A 12,371-nucleotide genomic window follows, 5' to 3' on the forward strand; every position below is an offset into this window, starting at 1 on the left:
CTAAAATGAGAATGATTGTATTTTAAGATTATTGCACTTGTGCATACAATAGTGACTAGGTCGAATTGTGAACAGATGTTTGCTGTATGAGTTTTTTTCAAATGAAATTGGCTGTATTTGAGGGTGGCACTTAATGCGTGACTAATTTGGCGGGCACTGTGTGCATTGCATTTTGATATGTAATGTTGAAATACAGTCTCGGATACAAACTAAATTAAGGAATGACACATGTTAAGGTTAATATCTATTAAGTTATCACTGTTGGTGGCTTTTCTCAGTTGCAGTAGTGCGCTGTTGTCCAGCACCGCGTTTGCAAAAAGCTATCAAGCGACGCACCATGCCATTGTTTATGAAGGGCGAGTCAGCAAGCATTACAGTAAAGGTCAGGTTGAGTTTAATTGGCCAGGCACGCAGCTTAAAACCAAGTTAGTAGGCAAATCACTGAAGGTGACACTCGCTGGTTATGGCGATCAGTTTGATGTGTTGGTGAACGGTCAGCTGCATAAAAAAATTGTGACCAATGCAAATGGCAATTTTGAAGAGCATGTTGTTTTTACACAGCAAGAAGCCAAAATGGTCGAGATTGAAATCGTCAAACGCTGGGAAAACTATGGTAACAATACCAAAATACTCAGCTTTTCAACGGATGGCCGCTTAGAGGGTATTTGGCAGCAGCAACCCCATATTTTATTTGTTGGAGACTCAATTAGTGCCGGTTTTGGCAGTGAATCCACTAAACGCCAGTGTACTTGGCAGGAGATTGTAGATAGCAGCAATGCCAGAGTGGCTTTTCCTTATTTGACCGCATCCATGCTTGAAGCCAGCTTCACACAAGTATCATACTCAGGGTTGGGCTTAATTCGCAATTGGAGCGGTAACGATCCGCACCATGACCTACGTACTTATCTAGACAAAGTCTCAGCGGTATTTGGCGACAATAAAGCGTATGAAGATACACATCCTGATTTGGTTGTGATTGAGGTGGGCACTAACGATTTCAGTACAGATCCGCAGCCTCATGAACCGTGGGCAACCATTGAAGAAGTCAAAGTCGACTGGATCTCTACCATGGTCGAGTTCGTCAATAAGGTACGTTATCGCTACCCGAATGCACCCATTATATTTATGCCAAGACCGGCTTATCCCTATGACTTCATCATACCTGCGACATTAGAGGCAAAAGCCAAGCTTGAAGAGCAGGGAGTTGATAAGTTGTACTCACATACCTTCTCATCACCATTAGAGGGGTGTATTTGGCATCCGACCAAAGCAGAGCACACGGATATCGCGAATAAACTGTCTGCGTTTATCAATTCAAATGACTTGTTAGACTAAAGACGATTTAATGCAATTTTACATAAGCCTACCTGTTGCATAGCGGGTAGGTTTTTTGTTTTGCTATTTTAGTGAGTCGATACAGCAAGAAATATCAAAAAAACACAGTCGGTATTTTTTAAAGTACACCTATCCACGCAACACACACAGGTGCACTTATGAAAGTAACGAAAAAAATCATCATTAATAAATCCGCAGAGCAAGTTTGGCATTTGATTGCCCATGAGTTTGATAAAGCCCACTTATGGATGGGACCTATTCCTAACTCTGTGGCAATGGGCCGTGGCAATAGTAAAACAGGTGCACCGATGGAAGGGCGCATTTGTGATTTAAACGCCGATCCCAATGGCGCGAAAGTCAAAGAAGTTATCACCGACTTTAATGAGCAAAAAAAGCAGTTGGCATTTGATGTGCTGCCCGTAAACAACCCTAAAATTGTGCCAATTAAGCAAAACCATGTATCCATGTCTGTGCGTGCACTTGGCCCAAACCAAGCTGAGGTAATTTGGGTTGCTTCTCCTGTGCTTAAATTATTTGCTTATCCATTTTATCCGTTGTTAAGGCTGGTATTTCCGGTGGCGTTTGGCAAACTACTCAAAGGTCTTAAAGCGTATGCTGAGTCACATGTGCTCAAAGCAAATACGGCACAAGCGTAATTATTATAACGAGGTATGAGATGGACCGATTTTTTAAAAGTATTGAGTACATAGAAGCGCATCTATATGACAAGATAAGCGTGCATGAAATAGCGACGTCCGCTCATTATTCAACTTACCATTACAGTAGGGTGTTTAAAGCTTTGGTAGGAGATACCCCAAAAGAGTACTTACGCAAAAGGCGTTTAACGCTTGCTGCGAAACGGTTACTCACAGACGATGTCGGTATTTTGGACTTGGCCATAGAGTGCCAGTTTGAGTCACAAGAGGCATTTACCCGTGCGTTTAAGGCGTTATTTGATATGACGCCTGCCCAGTATCGCAAAATAAATGAGCCATTTAGGTTGTTGTATAAAAAGCCGGTAAGCCAAGAAGATCTCGCTTTTTTACAAAACAACTTGAGCATGGAGCCTGAGATCATTGAGCAACCCGCGATGAAAATCGTCGGTATCGCCACTCAGTATGATGATGGAGACCTAAGCCTACCCAAGCTATGGTCAGGGTTTAGACCCTATCGGGATAAAATCCCTAATCGTGTCGGCAGTGACTTTTTTGGCATTTATGAAAATTATGAAGAGTCGGAAGAGGGAACTCGATTTGTTTATATTTGCTCTGCACAAGTTGAAAACTTTGACGATGTCCCTGAAGGTTTGATAACCCGAGAGCTGGCAGCACAAACCTATGCGCGTTTTACTCACATAGGGCCGATTGCAAAATTGGAAGAAACCTTGCGTTATATTTGGGGCAGTTGGTTACCTAAAAGTAAGTATGAGTATGCCAATAAGCCCGATTTTGAATTACTGCCAGCGAATTTTAATGATGCAGATCCAAACAATAAGATTTACTTGAATATTCCAATAAAACCCAAAGCCTGATTTATTAGGCTTTTTTTATGCCTGAATTTTAAAGACCGCAAAAAATATCAAAAGTGCGTTTCGCGCTTCATTTAATCTAACCTCATTGAGTTTCGATGTTCTTAAATGAAAAGGGGTTATGATGATTAAGCGTGTTTTAATTACAGGTGCAAACGCAGGCTTAGGTAAAGAGGCGGCTTTACAGCTAGCAGCACGCCAAGAGGTCGAAGTGATTTATTTAGGCTGTCGAAATAAACACAAAGCCGCAGCTGCGCAACAAGCACTTGAGCAAATCACAGGACGGAATATTTTTGAGGTGCTCGAAATAGACGTCAGTGACATCGCTTCTGTAGAGCGCGCTGTACATGATTTACCGCAGAGTGTAGATGCGCTGATTATGAATGCTGGTGGTACGGGGGGAAAGCGCTTTTCAGCGATTAATAACTCAGGCGTGACAGAGATCTTCGCGGTGAACTTACTCGGTCATAGTGTGCTGACAGAGAAGCTTTTGAAGTGTGGCAAGCTGACACAAGTCGCCGTTTATGCAGGCTCTGAGGCTGCCAGAGGCGTCCCCGAAATGGGCATGCCCAGACCTAACTTAAGCACCTCATCTGTTGAGGAGTTTATAAGTATCTGTGATGGCTCTGCATTTGCAAAAAACCAAGATGCCACAGCGCATTATGGCCCAATCAAATACATGGGCGCACTGTGGATGTCGGCGATGGCGAGGCGTCATCCTCATGTTAGGTTTGTAACCATGAGCCCTGGTGCGACCAAAGGCACGGAAGGGTTTAATACACTCCCGTTTATTAAACAGTATGCCATGAAAGGCATGATGCAAGTCATGTTGTGGCTTGGCAAAGTACACCGAGTTGAGACAGGCGCAGCGCGGTACTTAACGGCCTTATTTGATGAGAATTTAGAGTCAGGCCGGTTTTACGCCAGTAAAAAAGGACTAACCGGCACGCTAAGTGCTCAGCATCATATGTTTGCAGATTTAGATAACCCACAGTTTCAAGACAATGCGCTACTGGCGATTGAACGATTTACAGTTAAATAAACTAAAACGCCCACAATGAGTGGGCGATGTGTAGAAGGTTATTTTGCAGGGAAGTATTCGCTAATGTGTTGTTGTCTAGGACGAAAGCCTTTGCCGAGGTATGTACCTGCACAGATCTGTGTAAGTAGCTTTTTGTCATTAATTAGCTGTTTTTTAGCTTTATTTTGGCGTCTTGCATAGTTAGTCTTTTATGTGTTTTTTTAAGGCGCAAAATATTGCGCCTCGATATAAAGGCATTTAGTAAGCATAATGTGAAGCTGTTCTCTATTAAAATAATCATCAACTCAGTAATAGAAATAAGCGCTAATCGTATAGTCAGAGCTGGCTTCATTCTTTTTCAACTGAGTCTTTCGCTTCTGAGCGGTGAGCATACACACTGGCAAACAAACAGGTAGCAGCCAAGCCAATTAAAATTGATTTGTAAATTTTAATATTGTAATACATATGCGTAATATCCCAAAGGTGGCGCACTTGCTCTTCCGGGAACCCTAATCGCTCTAAATTGCGCACGAAGTTTTCTACTAACGCATATAAGTCTACAAATAAAAAAAGCATAAAAACATAAAATAAGCTGTTCGCCATATCAAATAGACTAGGCTCTTCTCTTAAAAAGTAAATTGCTGACTTTCTGCAATATAAACAAATAAATAAATCTATAATTAATCCGAATGTAAAATACCAAGTATTTTCTGTAAAGCCTGTATACTGTCCGTATACAAAGCTATCCAATAAGATAGTTCCGATAAGCTCTACTAGGACAAACATTAAGATATACAGAAGAAATACACTCATCTTTGGTAAGTGAATGGTTTTAAAAAAAGCGAATGCCAAGCACGCAATATATATCATTGATTCATAAATTGGCGCTTTCATACTGTAAACAACAAAACTAAGTGCGATAAAGATAAGCATTAGTTTGGTAAATGGTTTCATTCAACCTCCCTAGAGTTCATCTGGAATAACCGTCACTGCCAGATAATAAATGGCCATTTTTTGCTGCTTGGGTTTAGTGCCTTTACCAGGGTTTCTGCCAGCACAAACCTGCTTGAGTTGATCTTTATTATTGATCAGGTGATTGTGGTTTATTTTCATGTTTTTCATCAGATGCCTTTAATTGGGGTTCTTTTTCGTTACAAGCGTTATTGTATTTTCCAGCAACACCAGCCATGGAGGCCAAAAAACCATATACATTTATTTTACAGCTATTGTGTAACTTAGTTAACACGCTTTGAGGAAATTCAGAAGTCCCATTCAGGTAGTTATTCATTGTACTGCGTGACACACCCGCTTTTTTGCAGCCTTTTGAAACAGAGCCTTGTTTTGCAATGAGTTCTTTCCTTACAAAGTGCCTCAGCTTTTCCCCGAATTTAAACGGGTCAATTTCATCCATAACCTAAACACCAGATTAAAAATTAAATACACGTTAACTTCTTGCGTTTGTTTTATCAACAAGTGTTGATGGTGGTAATTGTAATTAAGTTGTCCAGATTCTGGAACACGGGTTCTGTTAAATTGTGTGTACTCATTATTTTATAAGGTTTGGAAGGAAATCATCATGACCTTTGAATACGCTATTGAACCTAATTATACGACGACTGACTGTACAACGAAGAGAAGCTTCATACATAACAGGCCGGCTAGGCAGCTACGTGTGTCGCAGTTTAAAATGAATATGCAAAAATCAATTCGCCGATTAAGAAAAAGCAAAAAATTAACGCAAAGGCAGCTTGGTAATATTCTGGGTGTTGATCAGGCGACTATCAGTAATTTTGAGAGTGGCAAAACGATTATGACGTTAGATTTAGCCTATGAGCTTATTCTCGTTTTTGGTTGTGACTTTTATGTTGAGTGTGATTTATCCGGGATTATGAGTTTACCTGAGGCGAGTTAGAGATATATTCAATCTTGTTTAAATAGAACTGTGTAAATAATTTATAAAGAATAAGTGCTTGAGATAATTAATGGTCGGCGTCTTGTTGTGGCTAGAGCATCATGTGTTTACAGATTTAGATAACCCAGAGTTTAAAGACAATGCGCTGCTGGCGATTGAACGCTTTACTGTTAAATAGAACGCCCACAATGAGTGGGCGATGTGTTTATCGTTATTCAGTAGAGTCGTATCATTCAGCAGGTGCGACCCAAAGAACACCGACAGATTTTTCGACGACTTTTACTTGTACGCCTTTTTCGATTTCCGTTTTACTTTTCAATTGCCATTGAATACCAGAATATTGATAAAAGACCGGACTTTCATTATTCAGATCTTGCTCTAGCGTAAAACTAATATCTGCAAAGTCACTGTCTACTTTTTTGCTATCTTGTTGTGACTGCATTGCTTTGAGTGGTTTCCACAACACGCCAGCAAGTAAGGCTGTCAGTACGCCATTTATCCATGCGGCATTTAATAAACTGGGCTCAACAAGCCCAAAGTACATAAATATACCGCTGGTGATGAGGGATAAGCCTAAGAAAAACAGTACAAAGGTCGCAAACCCCAAGATTATGACTTCAATGCAAAGTGCAACTAGGCCAAAGATGATCAGTGCTTGGGGTAGATTGTCAGTTATAAACGCCATAACTTACCCATTTTTCTTGCTATTTAATGTGTTAATTATAGACATTCCCTGAGCGACTAGAGAGCTCGCATCAGTGCCGTTGTCAGGAAGTAATACAACGGAAGACTCTTTCGCGATGGCTTCTTTCGCAGAGATTGCCTTAGTGGCTAAATCAAGTTGTATGGCTTTTTGACCTTCTTCTGTATTGGCGGCCTCACCGACTTTTTTAAGTGCATCAGCTTGTGCTTCTGCGACGGCAATAATGGCTTTGGCTTCACCTTCCGCTTTGAGAATTTGCTCGGCTTTTTCAGCCTCAGCGGCGAGTACTTGGGCTTGTTTTTTACCCTCAGCAACATTGATTTCGGCTTGACGGTCACCTTCGGACTCTAAAATCTGCGCGCGCTTAACACGCTCTGCTTTCATTTGCGCTTCCATGGCTTCCATCACCGAATTTGGCGGCACAATATCTTTGATTTCATAACGCAGGACTTGAATACCCCAAGGTTCAGAGGCCGCATTGATGGCCGTTACTATATTGGTATTGAGCATGTCACGTTCTTCAAACGTTTTGTCCAACTCCATTTTACCCAGCTCACTACGCATGGTCGTTTGCGCTAATTGTGTTACCGCAAACACATAATCATCGACGCCGTACGTTGCTTTGTATGGGTCAAGGACTCTGAAATAAAGTACCCCATCTACCACAAGCGAGATGTTATCGCGGGTGATCGCTGATTGAGAAGGTACATCGGTCGCTTGTTCTTTTAAGCTTCTATCGGCAGCGACTTGGTCGATAAAGGGGATGATAAAGTTTAAACCGGCTTCTTTAGTAGATTGGTATTTACCAAAACGCTCAATGATCCAAGCGCGATTTTGCGGTACAAACTTGATTGAACCTTTTAAGATAAAAATGACGAAAATCAGCAATACTGCTTCGATGGTGAACAAAAAGTTCAGTATTGTGGTAACTGGATCCATAAGAAAATACTCCTTTTTTATGCAATTGCTATAACAATAGCATGATGTTGACTAGAGTTAAATTGGACAGGCTTTTTGTCATTTTTTTGTTATACAGTTTACCTAACATAGATACTAAGAGTAGTTCTAACTTTACGAGGCACAGAGAAATGAGTGCGCAGTACTATGAGCAAAATGCATTAAAGCTAGCAAAGCTATATCAGTCAGACAACTTTGAGTCATTACATGCCAATTGGTTGACCCATTTAATTCCATATTTACGAAAGCAAACAGTACAGTTTTTGGATATTGGTGCGGGGGCTGGACGAGACGCTAAGTTTATCGTCGAGCAAAATCAAGAAGCTGAAGTGGTCGCTGTGGAACCTATTAGCTCGCTCAACAGATTAGGGCAAGCTTATACTAGGGAGCTTCCTATCACTTGGTTAAGAGATGAATTACCTTGTCTTTATGAGGTAAAAAAACGATACGAATCTTTTGATGTAATTTTGGTGAGTTCTGTTTTTAATTATTTGGATGACAGCGCTTGTGTTCAAGCGCTGATCACAATTAGGCACTTACTGAAGCCGCAAGGTTTGTTAATTGTAAAACTCCGTCATTGCGAAGACCGCGCGCATTTAACTCAGCGTGGTTTAAGTAATATCAATGCTGAAGTACTCATTGCCATGGCCGACAGTGCTGATCTCACTCTAGAGCTTTTGACTGATCTTGAGCCAGATGCACAAGGCAGAGCCCATACAACTTGGCAAACTTTATTATTTAAGCCGACATAGCTGCATGATTTATATAGCATTAGTATAAAACTATATCGCTAGTATCTCTTTTTGGTTACTCGCTGACCATACTTTATCTGCGGCCTGTTGTTGGTCCAGCCAAACATAGTCAGTGTGCTCTTCATCACACAAGGTAACTTGGATATCATTGGGGACGCACACGCTGAAGACATGTTCACAATTAATGAGCGCGTTACTTACGTAGCGATAGCGCCATTGCGGCCTAATCTCATACTGATTGATGACGTCGTGTGATTTAATGTTTAGTCCTAGGGCGTGTGCATCAATGCCCGTCTCTTCCTTAAGTTCCCGATAGGCCGTTGTTAACGGCTGCTCTCCACGGTCGACCCCGCCAGTTACAGATTGCCAAAATTCAGGGTCATCTTTTCTTTGTAGAATTAAAAACTGTTTCTCTTGATTGTATATCACGACGAGTACAGAAATGGGTTGGCGTAACATTATATTTTCCATGAGGATGTGTACCAAATTATTATAACAAATTGATACGCAGGAAGGGGAGTTAAGCTTACAAAACAATAAAAAAAAAAGGCAGGCAAACGCCTGCCCAATCTCCAATAGCAATAATCTTTGCCAAGGAAATACCCAATAAACCAATATCCTTATCAGTAAGCTCTACTTCTCGGGAGTTCTAGGAGTCACTTAAAAGGTGGTGTCTCCAAAGGAACAACTTCATCCTACATGGATGTTTTTAAAATGTAAACTGTTTTGGGGTAAAAAATTGTAAATGTGTACATTTTGTGTTTTTTGTTCTTTTTTGTTGTATTTTTATGCGTTTTTTCATATGGCTTGAAAAAAGCTATTATTTACAGTGCTATAAAAATACTGAAGATAAGATTGTTACAGTTGGTACATTTATTGGGTACTTAACTGTGTTTGTATAGTGATGAAAAATAAGGGGTAAATTTTTTTGGGGATATTTATTTTTGTATTAATTATTTTATTTTGTTAAATAATTGTATTTTTACTTGGTGTCGTAGGGGCCTATTTGAGCGCACCAGATGCTTGCAAGGTTGACTACGAGTCAGCACAGAAATTCTGTGGTCTAGCTTGGTTTTCAGTATGTTCTATACCATGCTTAAAAAAGAACATGAAAAAATACAGACACTATGTTTATCGCATTTTGGTTATCTGTGGTTGTTGTGATGTCGCCGAGCGAAATGTTCATGACCCTCAATAAATTAAAAGAACTGAATAGTAAAAACCCACAACAAGCTGCGCAGGTTTTTCGAACTGTACGTTTGCGGTTACCCAAAAAACCTAGCAGAGGTTTACTCGAGCTATATTTGGTCGGATTAGAGTCTGGCGTGAGAGTCAATGATGCTGACGTAGTACAGCATATTGTGTCGATCCTTGAAGGAGAAAGCTGGCGTGATACTGTGGAAGGCGCAGAGCTTGATATTGCCTCCGCTGTGGCCATTTACCATCGCCGAATATTCGATTATGCGTATGCTGAAACATTAAATGAATGTGCTATTTCTTATGCCGCTGATCCGAAAGAGTTTGCAAGAGTCGCAAACAATATGGCTGTTGTGTATCGATATAGTGGTCAACCAAAGAAAGCGCAAAATATATTAAAAGAGTCTTTAATGTTGGCCGAAGACAGAGAGGTTGTCGCAAATATCAAAAACAACTTAGGCAACATCTATTTTGACCAAGAAAAATACCGTCATGCGCAACTGATGTATATTCGGGCCTTTCGCTTTCATTCTGAAGTAGGGCAGGCGGGTTATGCTGCGGGAACAGGGCTTAATTTATTAAATACACAAATATTTTTGGGTGATTGGCCAAGCTTTGAACGGTATCAATCGTCAGTCGCACTGGAAGTTAAGCACAGTGGACAACAGGCTTTTAGGTTGTTTTATATGTGGCAAAGCTATCTCAATGATCACGTTAACAAACATGCGCTTTTAGACGATGACAGGGTCAATGCGTTAGTTGAATCAATACCAATATTGCTAAAGAGTGAGTTAGGCCCATCACTTTCACACTATTCGGGTCTTTTCAAAAACGCAGTGTTGCAAAGCAAGCTGGAAGAACAGTTAACTAAAACGCCGGATATCAAGGGGATGAGTGAGCCAAATGGCATCAGAATTAAGCTCGAAAAGCTCTGTACGACCAGAATAATTGCAAAAAAATACTTTTCTAATCGTTAATACAGTTTGAAATTGGTTAAAAAAAGGTCAATAATCTAGTTTCCTAAATCGGAAAACATGTAAAGGAAACTATAATGAAATTAGTAAAATCTCTGGCGGCGTTCTCGTCGCTTATGATCCCCACGCTTTCACTGGCGGCAATTCCATATCAAAATGAGGAATATCAATTCACTCAGCCTAATGGCGAAGTCATTTCGATATTTTTGCAGGGAAATACGTACTATGCAGAACAAAGAACCCGTGATGGTAGGTTGGTCATATTTGATAAAAGCAAAGGCGGTATGGTTTACGCGTCGGTTAATAAATCAGGCACTGATTTTGTGTCATCGGGTATTTTGGTCTCTCAACAGTCTGACATGACGCTGAGCACGTCACAGCTTAATGCCGATCAAGCCAGTGGGTTATCTGCCGAAGCAATTCAAAACTTAGTGGTGCAAAAGCAAAATGAACTTCTTCCAGCTTTGGAAAGCCCTTTGCTTGTGCACACTCAAACTGCTGATATGAGTACGCAGGTTGCGGGTAATATCAAAGGGCTGACCATTATTATCGACTTTCCAGATGAGAAAGGCAGCATAACAAAGTCACAGGTAGAGCGGTTTCTAAATGATAGAAATTATACTGAATTTGGTAATGCACAGTCTGTACGCGGTTACTTTTTAGAAGTATCAGACAATAAACTGGATTACACCAATACGGTGACAGCTTACTACACGGCCAAAAAGAACAAGTCTTACTATGCGGATTCTAGTCTGAGCTCCACTGTACGTTCACAAGAGTTAATAAAAGAGGCGCTAGATTGGCTGGAGTATCAACAGGGATTTGATTTTTCCACGCTATCTACAAATGGTAGTAGTCAAATACGTGGCTTAAATATTTTCTATGCAGGCAACTCAGACAGTGCTTGGTCTAAAGGGTTGTGGCCTCATATGGCGAGATTAAGCCCGCGCTTTTGTGCAGATGGCGTGTGTACGGACAGGTATCAAATTACAGATATGAGAGCCAGTTTATCAATTGGTACATTTGTTCACGAATCGGGACACCTGATCACAAATTGGCCTGATTTATATGACTATGACGGCAGCTCTCACGGATCGGTAGCAAGTTACGGTGTGATGGGATTCGGTGCGATTGGTACAACCAATAAATTTAGGCCGACCCCACCTGTTGCGCACTTTAGAGCCATCGCTGGTTGGGATACAGTGACTGAGCTAAACCCAGCCATTGATGCAAATGCGCCAACAGGGACACTCACTCATACGTCAGGTAGTCACACTTCATATAAGTGGACTAACCCAAGCAATCGAAATGAAGCCTTTTATATTGAGGCTATTCATCAGTCAGGTCAAAACACGGAACAGCCAAGTCAAGGCCTCGCAATTTGGCACGTCGATACGCGCGGTAGTAACTCCAATGAATGGTTCCCTTATATTCAGATGGAGCATGCAGACGGAAATCGCGACCCTGAAAATAATCGTAATAGAGGTGATGGTACAGATTTATTTGTAGCTAATGGCGAGTTTAGCAACTTATATCCAAACAGTTTGTCATCGAAAGGGACTAACTCTCTGTGGTGGAATGGCGCGGACTCTGGGCTGGCTATTTCAAGTATCTCAGCGCCTGCTCAGACGATTTCGTTTAATCTTGAGTCAAACGTTGTCGAGCCACCTAAAGGAGATACATATCGAGGAACACTCAGTGATAAAGGGCAACAGATCCAACCTAATGGCAGTTGGTTCCAATACTCTGGTGGGACGATTAAGCTCGATTTAACCGGTCCGAACAATGCGGACTTTGATTTGAAGTTAGAGCGTTGGCAAGGTGGGCGATGGACCCAAGTGTCTATTTCAGAAACGCCGACATCGGTAGAATCTATCTCTTACACGGCCACAAGCGGATATTACCGCATAGTTGTGTATTCGTACTCTGGCGCAGGGGATTACACTTTAACTGTTAATAAGTAGTGACTTAACAGAATAGCTCACAATCATA

14 protein-coding genes are annotated in these 12,371 nt (G+C 41.1%); 8 read left to right on the forward strand and 6 right to left on the reverse strand.

Translation table 11 applies throughout. The features are described 5' to 3' along the window. The first annotated feature begins 228 nt into the window (after positions 1 to 228). From N473_RS12820 to N473_RS12835, 4 genes are all read left to right on the forward strand, one after another. Positions 229 to 1,335 (forward strand): SGNH/GDSL hydrolase family protein, encoded by a 1,107-nt coding sequence (locus tag N473_RS12820; protein ID WP_063368250.1) that lies wholly within the window; start codon positions 229 to 231, stop codon positions 1,333 to 1,335. A 158-nt stretch (positions 1,336 to 1,493) separates the two neighbouring features. Further along, the gene (locus tag N473_RS12825; protein ID WP_063368251.1) at positions 1,494 to 1,991 is read left to right on the forward strand and encodes an SRPBCC family protein; all 498 of its coding nucleotides are present in this window, start codon (positions 1,494 to 1,496) and stop codon (positions 1,989 to 1,991) included. Positions 1,992 to 2,011: 20 nt separating this feature from the next. Further along, positions 2,012 to 2,866 (forward strand): AraC family transcriptional regulator, encoded by an 855-nt coding sequence (locus N473_RS12830; RefSeq protein ID WP_063368252.1) that lies wholly within the window; start codon positions 2,012 to 2,014, stop codon positions 2,864 to 2,866. 118 nt (positions 2,867 to 2,984) lie between these two features. Further along, positions 2,985 to 3,905, forward strand: a complete 921-nt coding sequence (locus tag N473_RS12835) for an SDR family NAD(P)-dependent oxidoreductase (protein WP_231099569.1) — start codon at positions 2,985 to 2,987, stop codon at positions 3,903 to 3,905. Between the two features lie 327 nt (positions 3,906 to 4,232). Here N473_RS12835 and N473_RS12840 read toward each other — a convergent pair whose 3' ends face one another. The 3 genes from N473_RS12840 to N473_RS12845 are packed head-to-tail and all read right to left on the reverse strand — an operon-like array spanning position 4,233 to position 5,295. Further along, on the reverse strand, positions 4,233 to 4,838 hold the full coding sequence (locus N473_RS12840; RefSeq protein ID WP_063368254.1) for a hypothetical protein: 606 nt from the start codon (positions 4,836 to 4,838) through the stop codon (positions 4,233 to 4,235). A 9-nt stretch (positions 4,839 to 4,847) separates the two neighbouring features. Then, positions 4,848 to 5,006: a hypothetical protein gene (locus N473_RS26230; RefSeq protein ID WP_155735604.1), complete on the reverse strand. Its 159-nt coding sequence runs from the start codon at positions 5,004 to 5,006 to the stop codon at positions 4,848 to 4,850. Beyond that, the gene (locus N473_RS12845) at positions 4,966 to 5,295 is read right to left on the reverse strand and encodes a helix-turn-helix domain-containing protein (protein ID WP_063368255.1); all 330 of its coding nucleotides are present in this window, start codon (positions 5,293 to 5,295) and stop codon (positions 4,966 to 4,968) included. The genes N473_RS26230 and N473_RS12845 overlap by 41 nt, the downstream gene beginning before the upstream one ends. Positions 5,296 to 5,460: 165 nt before the next feature. On the opposite strand from N473_RS12845, the gene N473_RS12850 reads away from it, so the two are divergent. Further along, positions 5,461 to 5,796 (forward strand): helix-turn-helix transcriptional regulator, encoded by a 336-nt coding sequence (locus N473_RS12850; protein ID WP_081221155.1) that lies wholly within the window; start codon positions 5,461 to 5,463, stop codon positions 5,794 to 5,796. A 229-nt stretch (positions 5,797 to 6,025) separates the two neighbouring features. On the opposite strand, the gene N473_RS12855 is transcribed toward N473_RS12850, so the two are convergent. Next, complete coding sequence (locus N473_RS12855) at positions 6,026 to 6,481, reverse strand: NfeD family protein (RefSeq protein WP_063368256.1); 456 nt, start codon at positions 6,479 to 6,481, stop codon at positions 6,026 to 6,028. 3 nt (positions 6,482 to 6,484) lie between these two features. After that, complete coding sequence (locus N473_RS12860) at positions 6,485 to 7,438, reverse strand: slipin family protein (protein ID WP_063360469.1); 954 nt, start codon at positions 7,436 to 7,438, stop codon at positions 6,485 to 6,487. A gap of 149 nt (positions 7,439 to 7,587) precedes the next feature. Here N473_RS12860 and N473_RS12865 point away from each other — a divergent pair, with 149 nt between their 5' ends. Further along, positions 7,588 to 8,208, forward strand: a complete 621-nt coding sequence (locus N473_RS12865; RefSeq protein WP_063368257.1) for a class I SAM-dependent methyltransferase — start codon at positions 7,588 to 7,590, stop codon at positions 8,206 to 8,208. 30 nt (positions 8,209 to 8,238) lie between these two features. On the opposite strand, the gene nudB is transcribed toward N473_RS12865, so the two are convergent. After that, positions 8,239 to 8,667, reverse strand: a complete 429-nt coding sequence (gene nudB, locus N473_RS12870; RefSeq protein WP_155735605.1) for a dihydroneopterin triphosphate diphosphatase — start codon at positions 8,665 to 8,667, stop codon at positions 8,239 to 8,241. Positions 8,668 to 9,335: 668 nt separating this feature from the next. Here nudB and N473_RS12875 point away from each other — a divergent pair. After that, a complete protein-coding gene (locus N473_RS12875; RefSeq protein ID WP_063368259.1) occupies positions 9,336 to 10,382 on the forward strand; it encodes a tetratricopeptide repeat protein in 1,047 nt (348 codons plus the stop codon). 74 nt (positions 10,383 to 10,456) lie between these two features. After that, positions 10,457 to 12,343, forward strand: a complete 1,887-nt coding sequence (locus tag N473_RS12880; protein ID WP_063368260.1) for a M6 family metalloprotease domain-containing protein — start codon at positions 10,457 to 10,459, stop codon at positions 12,341 to 12,343. The last annotated feature ends 28 nt before the right edge of the window (positions 12,344 to 12,371 follow it).

This window comes from Pseudoalteromonas luteoviolacea CPMOR-1 (assembly GCF_001625685.1).
Classification (GTDB): Bacteria; Pseudomonadota; Gammaproteobacteria; order Enterobacterales; family Alteromonadaceae; genus Pseudoalteromonas; species Pseudoalteromonas luteoviolacea_K.